We start from the raw sequence: 25,478 nt of genomic DNA on the forward strand, positions 1-25,478 counted from the left end.
GGAGATGAAGGTAAGTAGCCTTTTTTATGGTTTGTTTGCCGTTTTGCTTCTGTCCTCTTGTAAGGACGGGGGCAAGACGGCTTCCTTTTTGGACGAGGGCGGTGACACGTTGGATTTAAAGTATGCAGAGAACCTGAAGGTTGTGTCTTACGACGGTTACCGGGTGGCTACGCTGAGAAATCCGTGGGATACGTTGGAAATACTGCACACGTATGTGTTGGTCGGACGAGACGAGCCATTGCCCGACAGTCTGCCGCAGGGGACGGTCGTACGCGTGCCGTTGCAGAAAGCCGTCATTTATTCGTCTGTGCATTGCGGGTTGATGGAAGAGTTGGGGGCACTGGCTGCCGTGGGCGGAGTGTGCGACCTCCGGTATATCGACCTGCCCTACATCAAGGAGGGATGCCGCACGGGACGTATCGCGGATTTGGGCAGCGGGATGAATCCGGACATCGAGAAGCTTATGGCGTTGCATCCCGATGCTGTGATGCTTTCTCCGTTTGAAAACAGCGGGGGATATGGCCGGTTGGGCAAGTTGGACATTCCCATCATCGAATGTGCCGACTATATGGAAACCTCTTCGTTGGGGCGTGCCGAATGGATGCGTTTCTACGGCCTGTTGTTCGGAAAAGCAGCCGAGGCCGATTCTTTGTTTGCCCGGGTAGAAGCCGATTATCTCAAGTGGGCCGGAAAAGTGGCCGGAATGAAAGACAAGCCTACCGTGTTTGCCGATTTGAAGTCCGGAGCCACGTGGTATGTGCCGGGCGGACGCAGTACGGTCGGACGGACGTTTGCCGATGCCGGTGCCGACTATGTGTTCCGTGACTTGAAGAACAGCGGCTCGTCTCCCCTGAGCTTTGAGACGGTGTATGAGAAAGCGAAGGATGCCGACATTTGGCTGATTAAGTACAACATGCCGGAGGATAAGACCTATCGGAATCTGAAAAACGATTATGCGCCATACGCCGGATTCCGGGCCTTCCGTGAACGGCGGGTGTACGGCTGCAATACCGGGAGGGTGCCATACTATGAAGAAACGCCTTTCCATCCCGAATGGTTGCTGGAAGATTTGATAAAAATATTCCATCCGGACGTGGCAAAGGCGGAAGGTGGCAGATATTTTCGTAAATTAGCGGACTGAAAAAGATGATTCCGGTGGAGCGTAAAGGATATGTGTGCGGAGGGATATTGGTCGTCGTCATTTTTATGTTGGCGGCGGCTAACCTGCTGCTCGGTTCGGTGGACATTCCGGCCGGAGCGGTCTGGGGCGCGTTGACGGGTGGGACGGTGGAAAACGAAGCTTGGTCGTTCATCGTGTGGGAATCCCGCGTGCCTTTGTGCGTGACGGCCTGGTGCTGTGGGGCCGCCTTGGCCGCCTCGGGCCTGATGTTGCAGACGGTGTTCAACAACCCGTTGGCGGACCCGTCGATTTTGGGTATCAGTTCGGGGGCAAGTCTCGGGGTGGCCTTGGTCATGTTGGCCGGAGGTGGAATGGTGTCGGCCGGCACTTTCTCTTTTTCCGGTTTTCTGGCCGTGGTGGCCGGTGCTTTCGTCGGTGCCGTGTTGGTCATGGGGGTGATTCTTTTTCTTTCCACGCTGATACGTAGCAGCGTCATGCTGTTGATTGCCGGCATCATGATGGGCTACGTGGCCTCGTCGGCCATTTCCTTGCTGAATTTCTTCGCCACGGCCGAAGGCGTGCACTCTTACATGGTTTGGGGGATGGGCAACTTCGGGGGCGTTTCGTTGGAACAACTGCCGTGGTTTGCGGCTTTCACCTCACTCGGGTTGCTGATGTCCATCCTGTTGATTAAGCCGCTGAATGCCTTGTTGTTGGGAGAACGTTACGCGGAGAACCTTGGGGTGAATGTACGTCGTACGCGCAGCATGTTGTTGGTGGTTACGGGAATCCTGACGGCTGTGGTCACGGCTTTTTGCGGCCCGGTGTCGTTCATCGGGTTGGCTGTGCCGCATGTGGCCCGGTTGCTGTTGGGGACGTCGAACCACAATGCCCTTTTGCCGGTGACGTTGTTGAGCGGCGGGGCGGTGGCCTTGCTTTGCAATTTGATTTGTATCCTGCCCGGTGAGGCGGGACTTCTCCCCCTGAATGCAGTGACACCCGTGTTGGGTGCGCCGGTGATTATTTATGTCATTGTGAACCAACGTAGAATACAGTATTTCAATTAATGGGAAAGCAGATAGTGCTCGAAGGGGAACGGATTGCTACGGGGTACCGCCAGGGAAAGCAGTTGACGGAAGTGCATCAAGGGTTGGATTTCAGTTTGTCGGGCGGCGAACTGACCTGTTTGTTAGGATGCAATGGAGCCGGGAAATCCACTTTGTTGCGTACGTTGGCAGGCATGCAGCCTTCTTTGTCCGGTCGTCTGGTGCTCATGGGACGGCCTTTGGATGTTTATACCGCACATGAGCGTTCCAAGATCATAGGCGTGGTGTTGACCGACCGCATGCAGGCAGGCGGGCTGACCGTTTACGAACTGGTGGCTTTGGGGCGTCAACCGTACACCGGTTTTTTCGGCCGTCTGGCTTCTGCCGACAAAGCCTTGGTATGGTGGGCGTTGGAAGAGGTCGGCATGGCCGGAAAGGCACGTCGTTATGTGGCGGAGTTGTCCGACGGGGAACGACAGAAAGCCATGATTGCCAAGGTGCTGGTACAAGAATGCCCGTTGATTCTCTTGGATGAACCTACGGCTTTTCTGGATGTGGAAAGCCGTATGGAGGTGATGCGCCTGCTCCGGAAACTGGCGGTGGAAGAACGGAAGGCCGTTTTGCTTTCCACGCACGATGTGGACCAGGCCTTGGCCATGTCCGATCGCTTATGGTTGATGACGCAGGAACGCGAGATGCTGTGCGGGACGACCGAGGATTTGGTGCTGTCGGGGGCGATGGACCGGCTGTTTGGCAGCACGTCCATCCGTTTCGACGCGGTTCGCGGCATCTACGCCCCGGAGAACCGTAACAACCGGGTGGTTCGTCTGGAAGCAGCCGATGAGGCTTTGCGTTATTGGGCACAGAACCTTTTGGTGCGGCACGGTTTCCGCCCCATTGCGCCGGACGAGGGCGGAGAGGGGGTAGCGAGTCTTGCAGTCATCAGTCCGCAGGATATGGTATGGACACAAAACGGTATCTCCTCCCGCTTTTGTTCGTTTGCCGGACTGGCCGAAATGTTGCGCCCGTTATGACGGGCCTGCATCGGGTGGTAAACAGACAAAGTGTCAGAGTGCCAAAACGTCAGTTTGGAAGTGGCGAGAATGGCGTATTTGTGCCCGGAAGGGAACATGATGGGAGAATGCGCACTATTTGGAAAGCTGAGGTTGTACATGGAGAAAGTTTTCGGGGCGTTTTTACGGTCTTTTTGAAAATGAAAAGTGGGCATTGGGCGTTGGAAGCTTGTAGAGGAGTAAGTTTGAAACGAAGTAAGCTTGCATTTTGTTTTTGTTTTTAGAGCGGTTGAAAAGCGTCGGTTAGAGAAAAAATCTGGCTTGACATCTCTTGTCTCGGGGATATTCCTGAATGTTTTTATCCAAAAAATGGAGTTTGAAGCACCAATCTGCGGAGAATGGAAAATCGCTTTCAGCCAAACGATTTTTTATTCTCAGCAGAAAAATGAGGCGAAACGGGCAGAAATGACGGATAGAATCAGTTCTCTTCCCGCTTTTTTAACTTACGGGCTTCTAAACGGCACTCCATCTTCTTTTTTATTTCAACTGCAAAACGCGGAATTGCTTTCCTTTTGTGATGAAACGAAAGTATCCGGAAACTTTTTGTCAATCGTGTGGTTTGGAAAAATTTTCTCCCGCATTTTTATGGTCACTCCGGAAAAACTCTGTACTTTTATCCTTTCAAAGAACAAGGAGATTCTATGGCAAAGGATAAGACCGTCTATGTGTGTGCGAATTGCGGACAGGAATCACCGAAGTGGGTGGGGCGTTGTCCTGCGTGCGGGGAATGGAATACTTTTAAGGAATTCACAGTGCGTAAGGAGAGTGTGTCGGCCATCGCGTCAGGAGGATTTCACCAGGCGTTGCCGGGGGAACCGTTGCGTAGGCGGCCCATTCCCGTGGGACAGATTGTGACCGACGAGGAACCACGGTTGGACATGCACGACGAGGAACTGAACCGCGTGTTGGGCGGCGGACTGGTGCCCGGCTCATTGGTGCTCTTGGGTGGGGAACCCGGTATCGGGAAGTCCACTTTGGTCTTGCAGACCGTACTGAAGATGACGGACAAGCGTGTGCTTTATGTCAGCGGCGAGGAGAGTGCGCGGCAGTTGAAGTTGCGTGCCGACCGTTTGGTGCCAAGGGCAGGAGGAAAGGCGGACGGACAGGAAGGGTTCTTGTCCCGTTCGTCTTGCATGGTCGTGTGCGAGACTTCGCTCGATCAGATTTTCCTGCACGTCCGTAACGAGCAGCCGCAGTTGGTGGTCATAGATTCCATACAGACCATCATGACCGAGGCCGTGGACAGTTCGCCCGGCAGTATCTCGCAAGTACGCGAGTGCGCTGCGCTGTTGTTGAAATTCGCCAAGGAGAGCAACATTCCCGTGATATTGATCGGCCATATCAATAAGGAGGGGACACTGGCCGGCCCCAAGGTGTTGGAACATATCGTGGATGCCGTGTTGCAGTTCGAGGGCGACCAACATTATATGTACCGCATCCTGCGCAGTATCAAGAACCGTTTCGGCAGTACGGCCGAGTTGGGCATCTACGAGATGCGGCAGGACGGTTTGCGGCAGGTGAGCAATCCTTCGGAACTGTTGCTCACCGAGAATCACGAAGGGCTGAGCGGCGTGGCCATCTCTTCGGCCATCGAAGGCGTGCGCCCCTTCCTCATCGAGACGCAGGCACTGGTCAGCACGGCAGCCTACGGCACGCCGCAACGTTCGGCCACCGGCTTCGACCTGCGCCGGTTGAATATGTTGTTGGCCGTGTTGGAGAAGCGGGTTGGGTTCAAGCTGGCGCAGAAAGACGTGTTCCTGAACATAGCCGGAGGGTTGAAAGTGACCGATCCGGCCATCGACTTGTCCGTCATTTCCGCCGTGTTGAGCAGCAATGTGGACACAGGCATCGAAAGCGGTGTCTGCATGGCCGGGGAAGTCGGCTTGAGCGGCGAGATACGTCCGGTGAACCGTATCGAGCAACGTGTGGCGGAAGCTGCCAAGCTCGGTTTCCGGCGAATGATTGTTCCGCGTCACAACTTGCAGGGATTCGACACGTCGAAACTGAAGATAGAACTTGTCCCAGTGCGGAAAGTGGAAGAGGCGCTCCGTGCGCTTTTCGGTTAAACGAACAGATAACGATAAGGATATGATAGAAGAATACCAACTCAGGGTCTTGCCGGAAACGGCGGCCAACGAGCAGGCCTTGCGCCGTTACATTGCGTGCGAGAAAGGAAAGGACGAACGGACGCTGACGGCCATTCGAGTGTTGAAACGCAGTATTGACGCCCGTCAACGCACGATATTCGTCAACTTGAAGGTACGGGTGTATGTCAATGAGCAGCCGGAGGACGATGAATTTGTCCGTACGGCGTACCGGAATGTGGAGGGACGACCGCAGGTGGTCGTGGTCGGTGCCGGTCCCGGCGGGCTGTTTGCCGCCTTGCGCCTGATCGAAGCGGGGTATCGTCCCGTCATCGTGGAACGAGGCAAGAACGTCCGCGACCGCAAGTTGGATTTGGCTAAAATATCGCGTGAGCATAAAGTGGACAGCGAGAGTAATTACAGTTTCGGGGAGGGCGGTGCAGGAGCTTATTCCGACGGGAAGTTGTATACCCGGAGCAAGAAACGCGGGAATGCGGGGAAAATCCTGAACGTGTTCTGCCAACACGGTGCCAGTGTGTCCATCCTGCAAGATGCCCATCCCCACATCGGGACGGACAAGCTTCCGAGAGTCATCGAGAATATGCGCAAGACGATTCTGGACTGTGGGGGAGAAGTGCATTTCGAGACCCGTATGGATGCTTTGCTCATAGAGAAAGATAGGGTCGTGGGGATAGAAACGAACACGGGGAAAACATTCCGGGGGCCGGTCATCCTGGCCACGGGGCACTCGGCGCGTGATGTCTATCGTTGGTTGCATGCCCATGGTGTGGAAATCGAAAGCAAGGGCTTGGCGGTCGGTGTGCGTTTGGAGCATCCGTCGCTCCTCATCGACCAGATACAATATCACAACCGGAACGGGCGGGGAAAGTATCTTCCGGCTGCGGAGTATAGCTTTGTGCAACAAGTGGAAGGCCGTGGGGTGTATAGTTTCTGTATGTGTCCGGGTGGATTCGTTGTTCCGGCTGCCAGCGGTCCCCGGCAGACGGTGGTCAACGGGATGTCGCCCAGCAACCGTGGGTCGAAATGGAGTAATTCCGGTATGGTGGTGGAGTTGCACCCGGAAGATCTGGAGGAGAAATCACTGGCCGATTTTATGGCTGTTTCCGGTTGGCAGCCGGACGTGCGGCATCCGTTGGCCATGATGTTCTTCCAGGAAGCCTTGGAAGAACAGAACTGGCAGCAGGGGAATTGCCGGCAGACGGCTCCCGCGCAACGGATGGCAGATTTCGTGAACGGGCGTTTGAGTTACGACCTGCCCGCGAGTTCGTATGCTCCCGGACTGGTGTCCTCGCCTTTGCATTTCTGGATGCCGAAGTTCATCACGGCACGGCTGGCAGAGGGCTTCCGCCGTTTCGGCAAAGCCTCCCGTGGTTTCCTGACCAACGAGGCCGTGATGATAGGAGTGGAAAGCCGTACATCTGCGCCTATCCGCATTTCGCGTGATGGCGAAACGTTGCAGCACGTGCGGTTGAAAGGATTGTTCCCCTGTGGCGAAGGTGCCGGATATGCCGGAGGCATCGTGTCGGCCGCGATGGACGGGGAACGTTGCGCGGAGGCGGCTGCGGCCTACCTTGGGGGTTAGAAGTCTACCCCCAAGGACATCGTGAGATTGCCCGTGCGGATATGCCCGTCGAAGTCGTCGTAATGGTATTCGCTATAATTTCGTCCGGCGATATTGAACAATCCTATGTCATAGCCCATTTCAAAATAAAAATTCTGGAAAGCCATGCCGCAGCCGACCCGTAGTCCGGCATCGAAGCGTTTATAGCGGTCGGCTCCGAAAGGGTCTATCTTGGTACGGGAATCGTAAAGTTTGGCCGTTCCGCCTACGCCTACGGCCATGAAACCACCGAAAAACGGTTGCACGGTAAAATCGTCGGCGTTAGTATTGAGCTTATATTTCAGGACAATGGGAATTTCCAGATACCTCATGTAGCATTTCTTAAACTCGACTTCCTCCGTGGCTTCTATTTCCGTCCCCTTTTCCGTGTAGATTAATCCGCTTTCCAAATAAAAGGGCAGTCCGTCTCCGAGCTTGTTCCCGTAAACCAACCCGATGTGGTAGCGCGGTAACGGGTTGGTCTGTGCTTCTCCTCCTGTCCCTTTGTATCGTACCGTAGGGACGTTCAGACCGAAACGCAGGCCGAAGTAAGAACTCCGCCGGTAATCCCTCCAACGGCTCGCATATACGGGTTCTCCTTCATAGAAATCCTTTCCGGCGTTCACCGGCATGGCAATCAACAGTAATAAGATATAGGGAAGAAAACTTTTTTTTGTCATGTGAATGTATACTTAATGTCGATGATTTATTAGGCAAAAATACAAATTAATTTTATTTCATAAGCCTTTTTAGATAAATAATTGCTATTTTTGCGGATGTTATGTAACGATAGAACAACTTTGAAATATTAAGGTCTCGGAGCGGTCGAGACAGGTGTTGTGGGCCTGCATGCAAAGAGATCCAATTCAGAAAACGTAGATATGAAAGTATTAAAATTTGGGGGAACATCCGTAGGTTCCGTAGAAAGCATCCTGAGTGTTAAAAAGATTGTTGAGGCTGAAGAGGAGCCTGTGGTGGTCGTAGTATCTGCATTGGGCGGAATTACCGACAAGTTGATAAAGACATCTAAGTTGGCCTTGGCCGGAGACTTGTCTTACCTGTCCGAGTTTGACGAGATTGCCGAGCGTCATCACCAGATGATAGAAACTGTAATTCCTTCCGGAGAAAATAAGGAACGTTTGTCGGAGACTATCGATGCCTTGTTGGATGAGTTGAAAAGCATTTATCAAGGCGTTTATCTTATCCGTGACCTTTCGCCTAAGACATCTGCTGCCATAGTCAGCTACGGGGAGCGGCTGTCGTCCAATATAGTAGCCGTGTTGATAGACGGAGCCAAATGGTTTGACTCTCGTACCTTTATTAAGACAGAGATTAAGTCGGGACGTCAGTTGTTGGCATCTGATTTGACGCACGAATTGGTCAAACAGGCTTTTGTCGACTTGCCGAAGGTCTCTTTGGTGCCGGGATTCATTTCCACGGATGCCGACTCCGGAGAGGTGACGAACTTAGGCCGTGGAGGGTCGGACTATACGGCCTCCATCATTGCAGCGGCATTGGATGCCTCTTTTTTGGAGATATGGACCGATGTGGATGGGTTCATGACGGCCGACCCTAAGGTGATTTCCACCGCTTATACCATCAATGAGTTGAGTTATGTAGAGGCTATGGAGCTTTGCAACTTCGGTGCGAAGGTGGTTTATCCACCTACCATCTATCCGGTTTGCGTAAAGAATATCCCGATTCTCATCAAAAATACGTTTAATCCTTCGGGAAAAGGCACGGTGATTAAGAGCGACATCGCCGAAGACCAGAAGCCTATCAAGGGTATTTCCAGTATAAACGGAACGACATTGATTACGGTTTCAGGTTTGTCCATGGTCGGTGTCATTGGGGTCAACCGACGGATTTTCTCGGCTTTGGCCAATAACGGTATCAGTGTGTTCCTCGTTTCGCAGGCTTCTTCCGAAAACAGCACCTCCATCGGTGTGCGCGATGCGGATGCCGATGCGGCTTGCGAGGTTTTGAATGCGGAGTTCTCCAAGGAAATAGAGACGGGAGCGATGTACAGGATGACGGCGGAAAGCGGTTTGGCTACAGTGGCCATCGTGGGCGAGAACATGAAGCACACGCCCGGTATCGCCGGTAAGTTGTTCGGAACGTTGGGGCGTAGCGGTATCAATGTGATTGCTTGTGCGCAGGGGGCATCGGAGACGAACATTTCTTTTGTGGTGGACGGACAGTTCTTGCGCAAGACACTCAATGTCATCCATGATAGTTTTTTTCTTTCGGAATACCAAGTCCTCAACCTTTTTCTGTGCGGAGTAGGGACGGTGGGTAGCAGCTTGATTGCGCAGTTGGCGCAGCAGAGTGAGAAATTGAAGAAAGAACGGGGATTGAAGCTTAAGGTCGTGGGTATTGCCAGCGGGCATAATGCGATGTTCGACCGAGAAGGTATCGGTCTGGAGAACTGCCGTGAACGGTTGACGCTTAGTGCACCGAGCGATTTAAACCGCTTGCGTGACGAAGTGATTGGCATGAACATCTTCAATTCCGTGTTTGTCGACTGTACGGCCAGTGCCGATGTGGCCGGGCTGTATCAGGAATTCCTGGAGCATAACATCTCCGTGGTGGCGGCCAATAAGGCTGCGGCCTCTTCCGATTACGCCACTTATCAGAAACTGAAATCTACAGCCCGTAAGCGTGGGGTGAAGTTCCTGTTCGAGACGAATGTGGGAGCCGGTCTTCCCATTATCCGTACCATGAACGATTTGCTGAACAGCGGTGATAAGATTTTGAAGATAGAAGCCGTATTGAGCGGAACTTTGAATTTTATATTCAACAAGATTTCGGCCGACGTCCCGTTTAGCGAGACCGTGCGGTTGGCCAAGGAAGAAGGATATAGCGAGCCCGATCCCCGTGTGGATTTGAGTGGAAAGGATGTCATCCGTAAGTTGGTGATTTTGGCGCGTGAAGCCGGTTACCGTATCGAGCAGTCCGATGTGGAGAAGCACCTGTTCGTGCCCGATTCGTTTTTCCAGGGCACATTGGATGAATTTTGGAAGAACCTGCCTTCCCTGGATGCCGATTTCGAACGGAGGCGTAAGGTGTTGGAGGGCGAAGGAAAACGTTGGCGTTTTGTTTCCCGTTACGAAAACGGCAAAGCCAGTGTGGAACTGTGTGAGGTAGGGCGCGAACATCCGTTCTATAATCTTGAAGGTTCCAACAACATAATTTTGTTGACTACCGAACGCTATAAGGAGTATCCTATGCAAATCCAGGGGTACGGGGCCGGGGCCGGAGTGACTGCGGCCGGTGTTTTTGCCGACATCATGAGTATTGCCAACGTATGACATATATATAATTAAGGTAAGGAGATAAAGATGAAGCATATTATTATACTGGGCGACGGCATGGCCGATTGGAAAGTTCCGGCCTTGGGCAATAAGACGCTGCTGCAATATGCCCATACGCCTAATATGGATTGGATAGCCCGTATGGGACGCAACGGACTGTTGCAGACCGTGCCGGAGGGTTTTCATCCCGGTAGCGAAGTGGCCAATTCTTCCATTTTGGGCTACGACCAACACAAGGTGTATGAAGGGCGTGGCCCACTTGAAGCGGCCAGTATCGGAGTCGAATTGGCCGATGACGATTTGGCGTTGCGTTGTAATCTGATTTGCATTGAAGAAGGTAAGATAAAAAACCATTCTTGCGGAAGGTTGGAGACGGAAGAGGCGGATGTGCTGATTCGTTTCCTGCAAGAAAAGTTAGGTAACGGGCGCATACATTTTTATACGGGAGTGCAGTACCGCCATCTGTTGGTCATTAAAGGCGGAAACAAGCACCTGCGTTGTACGCCTCCGCATGATGTGCCGGGCACGCCTTTCCGTGACTGTTTGGTGGAGGCAGAAATGCCCGAAGCACAGGAAACTGCGGACTTGCTGAACCACTTGGTTTTGGAATCGCAGAAATTGTTGGCCGACCATCCGTTGAACCTCCGCCGGATGAAGGAAGGCCGCGATGCGGCCAACAGTATTTGGCCGTGGGGCGGCGGCAACCGTCCGGCCATGGTCCCGTTGACGGAGACTTATCCTCAAATCAAAAAGGGTGCGGTCATTACCGCCGTAGACCTCATACGGGGTATCGGACGTTATGCCGGTTTGCGCGTCATAGATGTGGAAGGGGCTACCGGTTTGTACGATACGAATTATGAAGGCAAGGCCCAAGCGGCGATAGAAGCCTTGAAAGACGGTGATTTCGTGTATCTGCATGTGGAGGCAAGCGACGAAGCCGGCCATGACGGGAACGTGGAATTGAAGTTGCAGACGATAGAGAATCTGGACCGCCGTGCCATCGGTCCGATTTTGGAAGCCGTGAAGGGTTGGGAAGAGCCGGTGGCCATCGCCGTGTTGCCCGACCATCCTACGCCTTGCGCCCACCGTACGCATACGCCCGACCCGATACCGTTTGCCATTTACTATTCGGGCATAGAGGCGGACTGCGTGCAGACGTTCGATGAGGACGCTGCTAAAGCCGGAAGTTACGGGTTGCTTCGGGGCGATGAGTTTATTCGTGAATTTATGAAACATTAATCGAACATACTTTATGAAATATTATAGTACGAACGGTAAGGCCGACCGCGCTACGCTTCACGAAGCCGTAGTGAAAGGCTTGGCGAGCGACAAAGGTTTGTTTATGCCCGAGGTAATCCGGCATCTTCCGGAGTCGTTCTTCGACGAAATACAGGACCTTTCTTTTCAAGAAGTGGCCTACCGCGTGGCGGACGCTTTCTTCGGAGAGGATGTACCGGCCGATACATTGAAACAAATCGTGTACGACACGTTGAGTTTCGACTGTCCGGTGGTGAAAGTGACGGAGAACATCTATTCCTTGGAACTTTTCCACGGCCCCACGTTAGCCTTTAAAGACGTGGGGGCGCGTTTCATGGCCCGCCTTTTAGGATACTTCATCAAGCAGGAAGGGTGCAATCAGGTGAATGTGTTGGTGGCTACTTCCGGCGACACGGGGAGTGCCGTGGCCAACGGTTTTCTGGGTGTGGAAGGCATCCACGTGTATGTACTTTATCCGAAAGGCAAGGTGAGTGCCATCCAGGAATGCCAGTTTACGACGTTGGGGCAGAACATTACCGCCCTCGAAGTGGATGGCGTGTTCGACGATTGCCAGGCTTTGGTGAAAAACGCTTTCATGGACGAGGAACTGAACCGTCACATGAAGCTGACTTCGGCCAATTCCATCAACGTGGCCCGTTTCCTGCCGCAGGCATTTTACTATTTCTACGCTTACGCCCAGATGAAGAAGCTCGGTAAGGCCGACGAGTTGGTGGTATGCGTGCCGAGCGGAAACTTCGGAAATATCACGGCCGGACTGTTCGGCAAGGTGATGGGTTTGCCGGTGAAGCGTTTCATTGCAGCCAACAATGCCAACGACATCTTCTATAATTATTTGCAGACGGGAGAATACCATCCCCGTGCGTCGGTGCAGACCATCGCCAATGCCATGGATGTGGGCGACCCCAGTAATTTTGCCCGTATTTACGATTTATACAAGGGAAGCCACGCGGCCATTACGGCTGAAATCAGCGGGGCGACTTATACCGACGCGCAGATTGCCGAGACGGTAAAGGCTTGTTATGAAACAAACGGTTACTTGCTCGACCCGCATGGGGCTTGCGGCTTCCGTGCTTTGAGCGAGGGGCTGCGTAAGGGTGAATGCGGTGTGTTCCTCGAAACGGCACATCCGGCCAAGTTCCAAGCCACGGTGGAGAATATCATCGGTGGCTCGGTGGACATACCTGAAAAGTTGGCAGCCTTCATGAAAGGGGAGAAGAAGAGTATCCCGATGGGCAAGGATTTTGCCGGATTCAAGGCATACTTGATGAAACAATAGTTTTATCGTTTGTTGAAAGCATCGCGTCCCTGTATGGCCGGACGTTTCCCGAAGAAACGTGCAATGGCATACAGGGATGCGATGCTTTTTGTTTATGTTTTTTTGCCGTGCTAATTGCACAGCATGTGATTCATGTCGAAAGGTTTATCTGATGGTATTCGCAGTGTAGTCACGGACGATGTAGATGCCACTGCCGTCACTGGTGTTGAACGCACTCAGCCACAGTTGGGTATGCTCGTCTTGTAATTGGCAATAAAGGCGGAGAGTACCGGCTTGGAGTTTTTGGCCAATCTCGTTCCTCCAATTTTCATTGTTCCAGTCTTCTTCGGCTATCGGGGTATGGAGGCCGGGAACTGAAGCATCGTCGTAATATGTGGCCTTCACTTCCATGTTGAATCTCCTTTGGGCATAGTTCAGCAGGAGATAGAATTTTCTGGCGTATGTCTTTACGTCCTTATTGGAGTAGATTTCATATTCCGTGATTTTCGACAGAACGTCGTTGTTGAATATGAAGGCACGGTTGATGGTGGCGGCAGAACTGGAGGACAGTTTGTCCGCGAATGTGCCCAAATAAGTGCCGGGTTGCGATTCGTTTTCCGTGAGTTGGGGGTATACCTTCAGGGTGGTGGTTATATCATCATTCCAAAAACTGCTGAAAATGTTGCAGGTAATGACGGTATAGTCTAACGTACTGCTCATGTCCTTGTAAATATTGCCTTCCGCGTCAGGACCGAGGAACAAGTAACGGGCGTTAAACGATAAATTGTATTGCCCCGGTTCTTCGGGTGCGGTGAAGCTGAAATAGGCCGTGCCGTTTTCTTCCTTGTCCGAAGGATAGTTCAGGACACCCCATGTGTAAGTTGCTTCGCTGATGTTCTGCCCGCCTGTGGGGAGGGCGATGTAGGCTGTCAGGGGTTGGCCGGGGCGCACTTGGTCTTTGCCGGTGTTCAGGCTGATGGTACCGATTTTCGACGGTGCCACGCCGTGCAGGGTGGCATCTTCTTCACTACAGGCGCTTAAGGCCAATGCGGCGCAGCAAGCCGCCATGCAAACTTTGAACGTCATTTTCTTCATTTTCTGTTTTTGTTATATTAATAATGTATATGTCTGCGATACGTTCCATCATTTCCTCGCGACTGGAAGATGCGCCCTACCGGATATTTCTGCTTCGTCGGGTGATTGGGGATTGAAAGAAAAATAATCATGTTACAAATATAAGGATTTATCCTTGCGAAGTAAAATATAATGAAATAAAAAGAATAGAAAGAAAATGATAAACCGTTGATTGCTGACATTTTGTCGCTTCCTACGCCAATAGTGTCAGTTGGAAAAAAGAGTTGGTGCTAAAAAGGATTGCACAATTTTAAAATCAGTCCGTACAGGCTTAAAAAGGTTTTCAAAAGTTTAATCTCAGGCGGCCCGATGAAAGTTTGGAGTTGCCGGGTACGGGGTTTGTATTTTAATCAAGCGGACGGGGCAACCGGCAGGAAGGCCGTCCGGAAAGAAAAAAATGAATGTAAAACTTAAAAGATAGGAGATGAAGATTATGTCACCGATTAGAAAGTACAATGGACAGAATTGGTTACCGAGTTTGTTTAACGACTTTTTCGATAATGAATGGATGGGCAAGGTAAACGCCACGGCACCGGCTATCAACGTGATAGAAAGCGACGCAGACTATAAGGTGGAAGTGGCCGCCCCGGGAATGACGAAAGAAGATTTTACCATCCATTTGGGCGAAGACGGAGAACTGGTTATCTCGATGGAGAAAAAGAACGAGGTAAAAGAGGAAGACAAGAAGAACAAACGCTATTTGCGTCGTGAGTTTTCTTACGCCAAGTTCCAACAGGCTTTGGTTTTGCCGGATGATGTAGAGAAAGACAAGATCAGTGCAAACGTGAGCGACGGAGTGTTGAACATCACGCTTCCGAAACGCACGCCGGAAGAAAAAGCGAAAGTGAACCGTGTGATTGAAATACAGTAAGCAGTTCTTCTCCTTCTTGGCATAAGGGGTAAAGTAGGGGGATGTTTCGGGGTGTACCGGGGCATCCTCTTTTGGGTTGTCCCCGGTAGTGATGGCACGATACCGCCTTTCCGTTTGTAAGAGGACTTGAAGGCGCATTTTCATCGTGCGCCAAACGGAAAATCGTTTGGCGTAGAATGAAAAATCGTTTGGCGCAGAACGGGAAATCAATCTCAGGAGATTGATTTTAAGATTGTAATTTATTAGAATATAGTGTGTTGCGATTTCACGGTGCGAGGTCGTTTTGTTGGATAAAATGAACGTATGGGCTTTGCCATTGTTTCCGTCCGGTCATGGTGACGGTTCATTTTTCAGACCTTTCATTTTTATTATCACGGGTTTCGCCTTAACTTTGCGGCATAATCATCCATGATTCGTATATGGGAAAATTACATCCTTTCATGTTGGCCGGTACGGGGAGCGACGTGGGCAAGAGCGTACTGGCGGCGGCCTTATGCCGCATCCTCCGGCAAGACGGTTACCGTCCCGCCCCGTTTAAGGCGCAGAACATGTCGCTCAATTCGTATGCCACTCCCGAAGGGTTTGAGATAGGGCGGGCGCAGGCCGTACAGGCCGAAGCGGCCGGCATACCGTGCCACACGGATATGAACCCCGTGCTGCTCAAACCGAATTCCGACCATACGTCGCAAGTGGTGCTCAACGGGCGGCCCGTGGGGAACAGTTCGGCTTACGACTATTTCCGCCGAGGCGGACGGGAGGAACTGCGGGCGGCGGTGTGTGCAGCGTTCGACCGGCTCGCCATCCGCTATAATCCCATTGTGATGGAGGGTGCGGGCAGCATTGCCGAAATCAACCTGCGGGACCGCGACATCGTGAACATGCCCATGGCCCGCCATGCCAGGGCAGACGTGTTCTTGGTGGCAGACATCGACCGGGGCGGGGTTTTCGCTTCGGCTTACGGTTCCATCATGTTGCAGACACCTGAAGACCGTTGCCGGATAAAAGGAATCATCGTTAACAAGTTCAGGGGCGACCGTCGGTTGTTCGACGATGGTGTGCGGATGATGGAGGAAGTGTGCGGCGTGCCGGTACTCGGAGTGATACCTTATTTCCACGACATACAGATTGAGGAGGAGGATTCCGTGGAACTGGAACAGAAGAACGGACGTGCCGTAGCGGGACGGGTGAATGTGGCCGTGGTGAAGTTGCTCCATCTGTCGAACTTCACGGATTTCGACCGATTGGAACGCGACGACAGGGTGCACCTGTATTACACCGACCGGGCAGATGAGTTGCAGAAAGCGGATGTCATCGTGTTACCCGGTAGTAAAAGCACGTTGGACGACCTGCGCGAACTGAAACGCAACGGCTTGGCCGAGGCCGTGGTACAAGCAGCCCGGGGCGGCAAGACCGTCATGGGGATTTGCGGAGGCTATCAGATGATGGGCACGGAGGTGGCCGACCCCGACGGGGTGGAAGGCACACCGGCACGCTTGTCCGGTCTGGGGCTATTGCCCGTGCATACGGTCATCGGCCGGGAGAAAGTGACCCGTCAGGTGGAGTTCCGTTTTCACGGCTGCGGAACGCTGTGCCGGGGCTATGAAATCCACATGGGCAGGACGGTGGCCGACGAGGCAGGGCAATCCTTCATCCCCTTGAACCGATTGGCGGACGGGACAGCCGACGGGTGTTATGTCCATGACCGTTGCATGGGGACTTACATCCATGGTATTCTGGACAACCCTTCTGTCTTGGATTTCCTTTTGGCTCCTTATACGGAGGGGACAGCTTGCGGGACTACGGAGGACTATGCTGACTACAAAGAAAGGCAATACGACCTTTTGGCCGCCCATGTTCGGCGGCATTTGGATATGGAGAAGTTCTATCGCATCTTGTCGTCAGAGGAGGTAGAGTAAGACGCCCGTCAGGATCATCAGGATTTCCGCACACCGGTTGATGGCCACGGCCTGTCGCATGTCGGCAGTGGTGAGCGGGCGCAGGCGGTTTCCGATGTACGGTTTGAAACAATACTCGCCGAAGTAGTGGTGCGGCCCGCCGAAGCGGCAGTCCAATATGCCGGCCAACGCCGCTTCGGGGTAGCCGGAGTTCGGGCTAGCATGCATCCGGCCGTAGCGTCGGATGAAGCGCAGTTCTTCTTTCAGGTTGCGGGCGCTTTTGCCTTTCCGGAAGGGGATGCACGTGGCCAACGCCATCAGAAGGGCGGTGAGCCGGGCAGGCAAGTAGTTGGCGGCATCGTCTATCCGGGCGGCTGTGCGGCCGAAGTCCTTGAACCGTTCGGTGCGGTAGCCGAGCATGGAATCCATGGTGTTGATCATTTTATAGGTCAGCATCCCCGGGATACCTAGCACGTAGAGCCAGAATAACGGGGCGATGACACCGTCACTCAAGTTTTCCGCCAAGGTTTCCAAAGCGGCGGTGCGTATTTCCTGGTCGCTGAGGCGGCTTGTATCCCGTCCTACGATGCGGCTCACTTGCCGCCTTCCTTCTTCCAAAGAACGGTCGGCGGCTCGGAATACCCTGCGCACTTCCCGGACGAGCGTCGTGCCTGCCAGACAGTAAAAGATAAGTATGCCCGTCACGAGATAGTACAAATAAGTTCCCCAGATCTCCCATTGCAGGCAGGCTGCCCATAAGGTGGCCAAGGCGAGATGGGCGGATAGGAACAGGGTGCAGAGCGTGGCGATGGTCCAGAAAGTCCCTTTGGCACGCCGGTGGTTCCCGTGGTTGGCTTTCCGTTCAAAAAAACTGATCCAACGGCCGAAAGCCACTATGGGGTGCGGTAGCCGGGCGGGGTCTCCGGTGCAGAGGTCCAACCCCCATCCGATGAGTAAAGGAATAATGCTGTGCATAGTCGTGGTTATATGGAAAACATCCACTCTCCGATGGCGGAGAGCAGGCGGTCGTCTTCTTCGGGGGATTGTACGGCTATGCGGAAGTACCGTTCGTCCAATCCTTCAAAATTACCGGCATCGCGGATGAGCATGCCATGCGTTTCGGCCAAGTAGTCCTTCAGTGCCGAGGCCTTGCCCATCCGTAGCCGGGTCAACAGGTAGTGGGTCTCTCCTGGCCAAACTTCGGCTATGTGCAGGGCTTCCAATTGCCTGGCCACGCGTGCCCGCTCTTCTAATAAAGCTTGCAGGTCGAACCGAAAGTCTTTTTCATGTTCCGTCAGGAAGAGGGCGGCTTCCAATGCCAATGTGTTGACCGACCACGGCATTTTGTTCTGCCGGACACGCGCCGTCCATTCCCGCCGGGCGGTCAGGTAGCCGACGCGCAATCCCGGGATGCCGAAACGTTTCGTCAGGGAATGGAGCAATATGACGTTAGGCAGTGCGGCGGCTTCATGCGGAGAAAACAGCCTGCGCAGGGTGAAATCCTCATAACTTTGGTCGATGACGAACAGGACATCCGGATGCTGCGCGGCTAACCGTTTCATCTCATCGTGGGGAAGGACGGCTCCGGTCGGGTTGTTCGGATTACAGATCCACACGATGTCCACATCCTCCGGCAGATGGTCGGTGGTATAGATGGATTGTACCTGATGGCCGTGCAGGCGGCAGGCATCCGCATATTCCGAAAACGTGGGGGACAGGATGCAGGAACGTCTTCCGGAAAAAGCCTGCGCAACCAGATAGATGGCTTCTGTGGCTCCGCTCGTCAGGCAGACCGATTCTGCGCTTATCCCCATCGCTTGGGCCAGTTTGTTTTCTACGGCATACGGTGACGGTTCGGGATAGGAACGTACTTGCTCCCAACAGTTCTCCAAATGCCGGAACAGGGGGGCAAGCGATGTATGGTGATATACATTGCTGCTGAAGTTCAGGGTTATCTTACGGTTGTACCGGTATGAGTCGTCTCCGTGTCCGTTGAGCATGGTGATTCCATTTTGGGGCAAAGGTACGTAAAAATGATAAGATATGAGAGGGAGAGGGTGGATAAAAAACGGGGACGTGCACTCACTGCATGTTCCCGTTGGTTTAAGCCATGAAGAAACTTCTATGGATTAGAAGTTATATCCTAATTTGACCATAAACTTGCTGGTTTTGGTCTTTTCCGTGATTTCATTGAAATCGAGAGCATAACCGATGCCCACGTTGAACTTGCTGATGTCGAGTGTGGCTCCGATTTGCCATCCGAACTGCACACGGTTCCATTTCCAGTCGTCGGAACCATACAATTCGTTTACGTCGTCTTTGTCGAACAAGTTATAGCTTTCGTCGTATTCGTAATCGCTTCTGTCAATGTAGTCTTCAAACTCTGATGGAATATTAAGAGTGAATTCTTCCTTTTCTTTTGCCATTAGATTTACACGCAGATAGAAACCCGTGTAAGGCTTGATGGCCAACTGTTCGTTGATTTTTACGCCATAGACTAAATTTATGGGTATGTTCAAGCCTAATTGTGTGATAGAATTCTTGGATTCATATCCGACTGTATAGCCATAATATTCATCTGATTCGCTTTCACTGTCGCTATGGCGTGAGAAGTTGATTCCTATACCGGTTTGGATGAACAAGGGCAATTTCTTAGCGACTTTAAAAGCATGTTCGTAATCTACGGAGAATCCATTCATATCCAAGTCATCGGGGTCGTCGAAGTCTTGGTTGATGAATACGCGGTCATACGAGAACCGCAAACCTTTCCAAGCCTCTACGTCAGAAGATGATGAAGCTGATGAACCGCTGCCGTTCATGAACTGTGCGAAAGACATTGTAGAGCAACCCAACAACATCGCGGTCAATAAACACTTAAACTTTTTCATAATCCCAAATTTTGATGTTAGTAAATTATTTGATTAAACACTAATAGTTGAATGTCATACGCCAGATGTTGGCTTTGGCTTCTTTGTTTCCACGTTGCGACACAAAGTAGATGTAGTGTCCGTCCTTGCTCCACACCGGGCTGAGGTCGTCTGCGGCATGGTAGGTGAGTTGGGCAAATCCCGTTCCGTCCAGACGCGACACGAACAAGTCGGTATTGTAGTAAGAAAAAGAGCCGGTTTCTATTTTACTGCTTCCCACGAACAACAACCATTGTCCGTCCGGTGAGATGGAAGGAGAGGTGAAGTCGCGATCGGGTTGCGAGACGATGCATTCCTCCACTCCAGTCTCGTAGTTGACCTTCCATATCTCGCTGTGTCCCGCAGCATTGGGGCGCACGCAGATGAATGCCGGTTCGCCTTTGACGGGGTAGGGGTTCAGGCCTTGGGAGTAGTTGGCTAAGAAGTTGTTTTTCATGTCATGGCTCCAGATGCTGATGCTTTTGTTTTCCTGTCGGGCAAAGAATATCAAATTCATATTCGCCGAATAAATCGGGGAATAGTCCATGTTGCCGGTTGTGATTTGGCGGCATACGAAACCCTTGTCGGCAGACGTTTGGAATATCTGATTGGTCTTCCCGCGAGCCTCGGAGAACACGATTTGCTTACCGTCGGGTGAATAAGAAAAGTCCAATACGGCAGTACGGTTGGTTTTCTGGATGGAAGAACCTTGTTTACTCAAATCTTTAATGAAGATATTGGTCGTGTTGTTACGGAAAGACAGGTAGGCAATCTGGCTTCCGTCTGTGGAAATATCCAGAATGCGGTTGGAGAACCAACCGATGCCTCGGTTGCTTCGTTTGACTTCCGGCATGCACACATAATCTGTGGTCTGGGAAATTTGGGTGAAATCGGTTCCCGATTCTTCCGGAACAGACACCACCGAGTAGTCTACGCTTTGAGCCATAATTGATTCACAAGCTAAAGCGAGTAGAAAAAACATGCTATAAGGTTGTATTCCGAATCTCATATCTGTGTTTCCTTTTTTGGTTTAAATGTATATCTCTTCATAAGAGAGCAATTGTGTGGCGTTTCATCTTGTTATATAGTATGATAGCCTTCTTGAAAAGACGGTTTCTCTTAACTTTCTCAACATTTTGTGCACATAATTTGTATTTTATCGGAAGATAATTTTGCGTTATACAATCTTTTGAATATTTTTGCATTAAATAGTTGCTCTCTTATGAAGAGATAAATCAAATTCTTCCATCGTTTTTCTTATTAATTTTTACTTTCTTTTGTCCGTTTTGGATTTATTTGTTTCCAAAAAGTAGGATGAAGAATCTTTTTTCTCTGAAATCTACTTCAGATAGATTTTATTTGCGTATATTTGTGTGAGGTGTGATAAATGCGCCGATATTGTTTAATTTAAAAACTTAATTTATGAAAAAAATCTTTTTAATGTTGGTAGCAGCTTTCATGGTGGGGGCAGCTACGATGAATGCACAAGTGAAAGGTGGAGAATTCATCTTGCGTGGTGGTTTTGCGGCTAATAATTTCAAAGGGGACAATACCGCAGGGTTGGACATGTTGCCGAGCTACAATATTAGCTTGGATTATAACAAGAACTTTTATAAAGGTGCTTATTGGAATGTGGGCTTGATGTTTGGTACGCGTGGTTTTGAGGCCGACCACTCTGATATGAAATTTCGGGCACATAATTTCAATATCCCGGTAACCATTGGTTATAAGTACAATTTGACAAACAACTTTGCCATTGACGGACGTTTCGGTGCTTTCTTCGGTGTTGATATGGGAGGCAAGATTAAATGGGACGTTGATGATGATTGGGAACATTGGGAAGAATTCGTGGATGATGAAATTAAGATTGGTGACATTGATGATTACAACCGTTGTGACGGAGGTATCTTGTTGGGCTTAGGCGTATGGTATAAACGTGTTAACTTTGAATACACCTTCAAGCGTGGTTTCGGAGAAGCGTGGGATGACGGCCCGGCCGGTGCGGTAAACCATATGATTCGTTTGGGTTACGCATTCTGATTTAGCAAATAAGGTAAGACTTTATGCGGCTTGCACTTGTGTGTGGGCCGCTTTTTTGTACCTTTGCGGAAATTTTGTTCGATTATAGATAATAAGGATGGCGAAAATTACTACGGTCGTTTTTGACTTGGACGGTACGTTGCTTAATACGTTGGACGATTTGGCGGATAGTACGAATTATGCTCTGGTACAGTTCGGATTTCCTCCGCGCAGTGTGGAGGAGGTGCGCAGTTTTGTGGGTAACGGAGTGCGCAAATTGATGGAACGTGCCGTGCCAACCGGTACGGATAGTGGGCGGTTTGAGGCTGTTTTCGACTGTTTCAAACGCTATTATGTGGAACATTGCATGGTGAAGACCGGTTTATATCCGGGTATTGCGGATTTGTTGCATGAACTGAAAATGGCCGGTTATAAGATTGCCATTGTGTCGAATAAACTGCAAGGCGGGGTGGATGAACTCTATCGTCATTATTTTCAGGATACGGTACAAGTGGCCGTAGGAGAGCGTGCCGGCATACGTCGCAAACCGGCTCCCGACATGGTGGAAATTGCATTGCAGGAACTGGGGGTGGAAAAGGACGAAGCCGTTTACGTAGGAGACTCGGATGTAGACGTGGCTACGGCTGCCCATGCGGGGCTTCCGTGTATTTCTGTATTATGGGGTTTCCGCGACCGGGATTTCTTGGAACGAAACGGGGCCGTCCGTTTTGCGGACAGCCCTGCTGATATACCCGGTCTGTTGGAATCCATTTCCAAGTTGTGAACTCCGGTCAGTCCTCAAGCGAGTAGTCTATCGTCGTAACGACACGTACCTGTTTTATATAAGGTGTGTTCGGATCCCGGTTCTCGATGGAGAATTGTCCTTGGTAGGCGCGTTGTATGCTTCCCAAGCGGCTTTCCGAGTCTTTGGCAAACTTTTCGGCAGCCGTACGTGCATTTTTGGTGGCTTCCTCTATCATTTTTGGCTTGATGTCGTTGAGGCTCGTGTAGTCGTATGCCACGTTGTAGCGGTAATCTCCGGAAATGATGGCAACTCCTTGTTTGAGCAGTTCGCTTTGTTCGTTGATGAGACCTCTCACCAAGTCTACTTGTTTAGAGGTGACCGTGATGACCGTGGTTACATTGTAGCGGTAGGGTTGCACGGTCGTATTATAGCGTTCGGCTTTGGTGTCGATGATTTCCGGGGCGTTTATGCTAATTTCATTCTCCTTGACCCCTTTGCTTTTCAGGAATGCGATGATTTTTGCATTGGATTCCTCTATCTCATTATAAAGGGATACCATATCGTTTCCCAAGACTTTATAAGTCAGCGGCCACGTAACCTTATCGGCTTTTACTTCCATTTCGGCTAACCCCTTGACGGTTACTACACGGCTGTGGGATGAAAACTCGCTGAGGCCATTGCGTACGAATACGCCGGCTAATGACAATCCTACGGCCAAGATAATGGCCTCTATTCTCCAATTCTTCATGCGTTAAAGTTTTAATGAATACAATCGTAAAAAGCAAATATAGCTGATATGTGGTGAATATGGCAAGGAGAAGTATGAAAAATCCTAAATATGCCCGAAAAAAATGTCCCATCTGTATTCCGGCCTTGTTAGAAAGCCGTATACAGATGGGACTATGGTTTGTTGCGGAACGTGTTTAATAGAGGTCTTCCCCGAGACCTCCGGCTCCGCAGATGTCTATCGGAACCAGTTCCATGTAATCGAGGACGAAGTTTCCGCTTTCACTGCTTGAAAGCACGGAACGCAAACGTATGGTATGGTGGGTGTTTGCTTTTACTTCCACGTTACAGATTTTACGACGCATCAAATCGTTCTGGTTATAATGAGTTACACAGACGCTTGCACTGTATCTTGGTGCGTCAGTTCCGTCGTTATTGTAGAACGCACCCTTAGGGCCGCTGTAGTATCCGTTATTCTTCATGACACGTGCATTCTCTTCCAATTCCTCAGAAGTATAGATACCGCTGGAGTTTTCTTCTTTGTTTCTCCAACCCTTGAAGCCGTTGTAAAGGCCGCCTACTCTTGCGTCGCTAGGGCCGTATCGCATGTCTATAGGAATGCCTTGAGGTACGCCGTCCACATAAACCTGTCCGATTCCGCGGTCGGCCAAGGCGCAATAACCTAAACGCAGTTCGTAGGTGCCGGGAGGCACATTAGGCAGGCGGAAGGTCACGTCGTAACTCGTACCCAAAACGCCTAATACGTCTCCATGCAAACTCGACCAATATACGATGGGGCGCTGTATGAAGAAAGTGGTGTTTTCGCTGAATGTGGCATTCTTTAAGTAACCGGGTGGAAGATAATAATTGTAACCTCCGGCTTCTGTCCCGTCTTCGCTGTTGTCTCCGGCGTTATAGGCTTGTGTAGGATTACCGCACAAGCGGATGTTGTTATTGGTCAGTTCCGGCCACAACGTCATGAAGTCGATTCGCATACGGGTATTCATGACCTTGGCGCGCATGGTTTGGTCGTAGGCCAACACGTCGTCTATGTAGAAATAAGCCACATTCAACGAGAAGTTGTCGGTATTTTCAGGAGTCGTCAGATGGGCACCTCGGATGCGTTCATCATTGTTGTACGCGCTGGCATGACTATGGTTGATATAGTAATCACGTTCGTATTCTACCGCAGGGTCGATTGTACGGTAAACCCGTTCCAATTTTATTGTAGAAAAGTCTAACAAGGTGCCGACCCATTCCGTCGGGTCAAGATAAGCCGTATTGACTCCCCAACAGTTTACCAGTTTGGCCGTGCTAGTGAACAACCGGTCGAGGATATGGTAAGACAGGAACATGTGCAGGGGGTTATATTGGCTCTTCAATGAAGATTTGTTCCAATAAAGTTCTTTGTATGTCTTTCCGGTAGAAGGGTCTGTCTTGTCTAACCCGAAGATGCTAGCAGAAGTGTTGTCATCGTATTTTTCTTCAGCTAAGTCATACAGGGCGTCGATCTTTTCATCCATGGTCATGCCCTCGTTGAAACGGTCGTTGTATTTCTCGTAAAGTACTTTGTCGGGTACGATGAGAAGCGTGAAACCGCTATATCGATGATCCGGACGTTTGCCTACATAGTTTTCATTTCCGATACGCATGCTTTGTGTGAATGGAGCGTAGTTGTTTTTCCATTCTTCGTAGTCATCATCACGGTAGCGTGACAGGGAGTCGAGCAGTGCGGTCCGTTTGAGGGCTTCATAGAAGATGGTGAAATCTTCATGGTTCTCATCCAATAGGCTGGCTCCCAGACTGGTATTGGGTACTAAAACCTTGTCTACAGGATGTACTACTCCGTTTTCTACAGAGTCATTCTTCAGTTCGTTGATGATGGCGGCACGTCGGTTAATGACGCTGAGCGTCATACCGTTGGCATCGACCGTGTCACCATCGGTCACGATAATCAAGGGTAAATCCAATTGGTTGCTTTCCTGATGCGTCTCAGAAAGGTTGTATGTGTACAACGTTCGTTCTATAAGGCAGGCTTTTACCAACGTGTCGCAAAAAGATGCCGGAATGTCTTCGACGGAGGCGTATCCTCTTTCTTTTAGAAAAGCTTCCACGCCGGAGTTTACGGGCGGGAACAGCGTCCTCGCTCCCCGGCTTGCCAACAAGTCCATTCTGCCGGCTCGTTCTACGATGCGTTTGAACTGGCTGAAATCTTCACGGTTCGCCAAAAAATCACTCATCATTTCACCGGTGAAAGTGTAGTAACTGTCGGCTGCAAGGTCATCGTTACAACTTGTGAGAATCCCACCCTGTCCTATTAAAAGGAGGATGGCGCAGATACATGGGGTAATTTTGGATAGATACTTCATGGATCGAATAGGTTTTATTAGG

General features: G+C 51.0%; 20 protein-coding genes. 12 read left to right on the forward strand and 8 right to left on the reverse strand.

Annotated elements, in window-relative coordinates; translation table 11 throughout:
- The first annotated feature begins 4 nt into the window (after positions 1-4).
- The 5 genes from E0E47_RS15695 (at position 5) to E0E47_RS15715 (ending at position 6,926) form a co-directional block, all read left to right on the forward strand.
- Complete coding sequence (locus E0E47_RS15695) at positions 5-1,141, forward strand: ABC transporter substrate-binding protein (RefSeq protein WP_130894120.1); 1,137 nt, start codon at positions 5-7, stop codon at positions 1,139-1,141.
- Positions 1,142-1,146: 5 nt separating this feature from the next.
- Complete coding sequence (locus tag E0E47_RS15700; protein ID WP_130894121.1) at positions 1,147-2,187, forward strand: iron ABC transporter permease; 1,041 nt, start codon at positions 1,147-1,149, stop codon at positions 2,185-2,187.
- On the forward strand, positions 2,187-3,200 hold the full coding sequence (locus E0E47_RS15705; protein ID WP_130894122.1) for an ABC transporter ATP-binding protein: 1,014 nt from the start codon (positions 2,187-2,189) through the stop codon (positions 3,198-3,200). The genes E0E47_RS15700 and E0E47_RS15705 overlap by 1 nt, the downstream gene beginning before the upstream one ends.
- Positions 3,201-3,880: 680 nt before the next feature.
- Positions 3,881-5,305: a DNA repair protein RadA gene (gene radA, locus E0E47_RS15710; protein WP_130894123.1), complete on the forward strand. Its 1,425-nt coding sequence runs from the start codon at positions 3,881-3,883 to the stop codon at positions 5,303-5,305.
- A 22-nt stretch (positions 5,306-5,327) separates the two neighbouring features.
- Entirely contained in the window at positions 5,328-6,926 is a 1,599-nt protein-coding gene (locus E0E47_RS15715) for an NAD(P)/FAD-dependent oxidoreductase (RefSeq protein WP_008624310.1), read from the forward strand.
- Here E0E47_RS15715 and E0E47_RS15720 read toward each other — a convergent pair.
- A complete protein-coding gene (locus tag E0E47_RS15720) occupies positions 6,923-7,624 on the reverse strand; it encodes an outer membrane beta-barrel protein (RefSeq protein WP_008624311.1) in 702 nt (233 codons plus the stop codon). The genes E0E47_RS15715 and E0E47_RS15720 overlap by 4 nt on opposite strands.
- A 201-nt stretch (positions 7,625-7,825) precedes the next feature.
- On the opposite strand from E0E47_RS15720, the gene thrA reads away from it, so the two are divergent.
- From thrA to thrC, 3 genes are read left to right on the forward strand one after another with little or no spacing between them, the layout of a single operon-like run.
- Positions 7,826-10,255, forward strand: coding sequence for a bifunctional aspartate kinase/homoserine dehydrogenase I (thrA, locus tag E0E47_RS15725; protein WP_130894124.1), 2,430 nt, complete (start codon positions 7,826-7,828; stop codon positions 10,253-10,255).
- A 30-nt stretch (positions 10,256-10,285) separates the two neighbouring features.
- Positions 10,286-11,497, forward strand: a complete 1,212-nt coding sequence (locus E0E47_RS15730) for a cofactor-independent phosphoglycerate mutase (protein WP_130894125.1) — start codon at positions 10,286-10,288, stop codon at positions 11,495-11,497.
- Positions 11,498-11,510: 13 nt separating this feature from the next.
- Positions 11,511-12,812 (forward strand): threonine synthase, encoded by a 1,302-nt coding sequence (gene thrC / locus E0E47_RS15735; RefSeq protein ID WP_130894126.1) that lies wholly within the window; start codon positions 11,511-11,513, stop codon positions 12,810-12,812.
- A gap of 144 nt (positions 12,813-12,956) precedes the next feature.
- On the opposite strand, the gene E0E47_RS15740 is transcribed toward thrC, so the two are convergent.
- The gene (locus tag E0E47_RS15740) at positions 12,957-13,886 is read right to left on the reverse strand and encodes a hypothetical protein (protein WP_130894127.1); all 930 of its coding nucleotides are present in this window, start codon (positions 13,884-13,886) and stop codon (positions 12,957-12,959) included.
- 472 nt (positions 13,887-14,358) lie between these two features.
- On the opposite strand from E0E47_RS15740, the gene E0E47_RS15745 reads away from it, so the two are divergent.
- Both E0E47_RS15745 and E0E47_RS15750 read left to right on the forward strand, forming a co-directional pair.
- A complete protein-coding gene (locus E0E47_RS15745; RefSeq protein ID WP_172604782.1) occupies positions 14,359-14,796 on the forward strand; it encodes an Hsp20/alpha crystallin family protein in 438 nt (145 codons plus the stop codon).
- A gap of 419 nt (positions 14,797-15,215) precedes the next feature.
- Positions 15,216-16,712, forward strand: a complete 1,497-nt coding sequence (locus E0E47_RS15750; protein ID WP_130894128.1) for a cobyric acid synthase — start codon at positions 15,216-15,218, stop codon at positions 16,710-16,712.
- Here the strand turns inward: E0E47_RS15750 and cbiB are convergent.
- The 4 genes from cbiB to E0E47_RS15770 all read right to left on the reverse strand — a co-directional run bounded on the left by cbiB (position 16,695) and on the right by E0E47_RS15770 (position 20,543).
- A complete protein-coding gene (gene cbiB / locus E0E47_RS15755) occupies positions 16,695-17,666 on the reverse strand; it encodes an adenosylcobinamide-phosphate synthase CbiB (protein WP_130894129.1) in 972 nt (323 codons plus the stop codon). The genes E0E47_RS15750 and cbiB overlap by 18 nt on opposite strands.
- 8 nt (positions 17,667-17,674) lie before the next feature.
- The gene (gene cobD, locus E0E47_RS15760) at positions 17,675-18,691 is read right to left on the reverse strand and encodes a threonine-phosphate decarboxylase CobD (protein ID WP_130894130.1); all 1,017 of its coding nucleotides are present in this window, start codon (positions 18,689-18,691) and stop codon (positions 17,675-17,677) included.
- Positions 18,692-18,820: 129 nt separating this feature from the next.
- Complete coding sequence (locus E0E47_RS15765; protein WP_008624331.1) at positions 18,821-19,579, reverse strand: outer membrane beta-barrel protein; 759 nt, start codon at positions 19,577-19,579, stop codon at positions 18,821-18,823.
- 40 nt (positions 19,580-19,619) lie between these two features.
- Positions 19,620-20,543 (reverse strand): TolB family protein, encoded by a 924-nt coding sequence (locus E0E47_RS15770; protein WP_232038477.1) that lies wholly within the window; start codon positions 20,541-20,543, stop codon positions 19,620-19,622.
- 476 nt (positions 20,544-21,019) lie between these two features.
- Here E0E47_RS15770 and E0E47_RS15775 point away from each other — a divergent pair, with 476 nt between their 5' ends.
- Both E0E47_RS15775 and E0E47_RS15780 read left to right on the forward strand, forming a co-directional pair.
- The gene (locus E0E47_RS15775) at positions 21,020-21,637 is read left to right on the forward strand and encodes an outer membrane beta-barrel protein (RefSeq protein ID WP_008624339.1); all 618 of its coding nucleotides are present in this window, start codon (positions 21,020-21,022) and stop codon (positions 21,635-21,637) included.
- A gap of 97 nt (positions 21,638-21,734) precedes the next feature.
- Positions 21,735-22,400 carry an HAD family hydrolase gene (locus E0E47_RS15780; RefSeq protein ID WP_130894132.1) on the forward strand — a complete coding sequence of 222 codons (666 nt, stop codon included), beginning with the start codon at positions 21,735-21,737 and terminating at the stop codon, positions 22,398-22,400.
- Positions 22,401-22,407: 7 nt separating this feature from the next.
- On the opposite strand, the gene E0E47_RS15785 is transcribed toward E0E47_RS15780, so the two are convergent.
- Positions 22,408-23,109: an SIMPL domain-containing protein gene (locus E0E47_RS15785; protein WP_130894133.1), complete on the reverse strand. Its 702-nt coding sequence runs from the start codon at positions 23,107-23,109 to the stop codon at positions 22,408-22,410.
- 175 nt (positions 23,110-23,284) lie between these two features.
- Complete coding sequence (locus E0E47_RS15790) at positions 23,285-25,456, reverse strand: fasciclin domain-containing protein (protein WP_130894134.1); 2,172 nt, start codon at positions 25,454-25,456, stop codon at positions 23,285-23,287.
- Between the last annotated feature and the right edge of the window lie 22 nt (positions 25,457-25,478).

Origin of the sequence: Paraprevotella xylaniphila YIT 11841, assembly GCF_900683745.1 — a bacterium.
Lineage (GTDB): Bacteria > Bacteroidota > Bacteroidia > Bacteroidales > Bacteroidaceae > Paraprevotella > Paraprevotella xylaniphila.

Bases quoted from the DNA above. Each gene is read 5' to 3' on its own strand.
- E0E47_RS15775 (WP_008624339.1), top strand. From the start codon at position 21,020: ATGAAAAAAATCTTTTTAATGTTGGTAGCAGCTTTCATGGTGGGGGCA.
- cobD (WP_130894130.1), bottom strand. From the start codon at position 18,691: ATGCTCAACGGACACGGAGACGACTCATACCGGTACAACCGTAAGATA.
- E0E47_RS15720 (WP_008624311.1), bottom strand. From the start codon at position 7,624: ATGACAAAAAAAAGTTTTCTTCCCTATATCTTATTACTGTTGATTGCC.
- E0E47_RS15715 (WP_008624310.1), top strand. From the start codon at position 5,328: ATGATAGAAGAATACCAACTCAGGGTCTTGCCGGAAACGGCGGCCAAC.
- thrC (WP_130894126.1), top strand. From the start codon at position 11,511: ATGAAATATTATAGTACGAACGGTAAGGCCGACCGCGCTACGCTTCAC.
- E0E47_RS15785 (WP_130894133.1), bottom strand. From the start codon at position 23,109: ATGAAGAATTGGAGAATAGAGGCCATTATCTTGGCCGTAGGATTGTCA.
- E0E47_RS15780 (WP_130894132.1), top strand. From the start codon at position 21,735: ATGGCGAAAATTACTACGGTCGTTTTTGACTTGGACGGTACGTTGCTT.
- E0E47_RS15750 (WP_130894128.1), top strand. From the start codon at position 15,216: ATGGGAAAATTACATCCTTTCATGTTGGCCGGTACGGGGAGCGACGTG.
- radA (WP_130894123.1), top strand. From the start codon at position 3,881: ATGGCAAAGGATAAGACCGTCTATGTGTGTGCGAATTGCGGACAGGAA.
- thrA (WP_130894124.1), top strand. From the start codon at position 7,826: ATGAAAGTATTAAAATTTGGGGGAACATCCGTAGGTTCCGTAGAAAGC.
- E0E47_RS15740 (WP_130894127.1), bottom strand. From the start codon at position 13,886: ATGAAGAAAATGACGTTCAAAGTTTGCATGGCGGCTTGCTGCGCCGCA.
- E0E47_RS15705 (WP_130894122.1), top strand. From the start codon at position 2,187: ATGGGAAAGCAGATAGTGCTCGAAGGGGAACGGATTGCTACGGGGTAC.
- E0E47_RS15790 (WP_130894134.1), bottom strand. From the start codon at position 25,456: ATGAAGTATCTATCCAAAATTACCCCATGTATCTGCGCCATCCTCCTT.
- E0E47_RS15730 (WP_130894125.1), top strand. From the start codon at position 10,286: ATGAAGCATATTATTATACTGGGCGACGGCATGGCCGATTGGAAAGTT.
- cbiB (WP_130894129.1), bottom strand. From the start codon at position 17,666: ATGCACAGCATTATTCCTTTACTCATCGGATGGGGGTTGGACCTCTGC.
- E0E47_RS15695 (WP_130894120.1), top strand. From the start codon at position 5: ATGAAGGTAAGTAGCCTTTTTTATGGTTTGTTTGCCGTTTTGCTTCTG.
- E0E47_RS15765 (WP_008624331.1), bottom strand. From the start codon at position 19,579: ATGAAAAAGTTTAAGTGTTTATTGACCGCGATGTTGTTGGGTTGCTCT.
- E0E47_RS15700 (WP_130894121.1), top strand. From the start codon at position 1,147: ATGATTCCGGTGGAGCGTAAAGGATATGTGTGCGGAGGGATATTGGTC.
- E0E47_RS15745 (WP_172604782.1), top strand. From the start codon at position 14,359: ATGTCACCGATTAGAAAGTACAATGGACAGAATTGGTTACCGAGTTTG.
- E0E47_RS15770 (WP_232038477.1), bottom strand. From the start codon at position 20,543: ATGGCTCAAAGCGTAGACTACTCGGTGGTGTCTGTTCCGGAAGAATCG.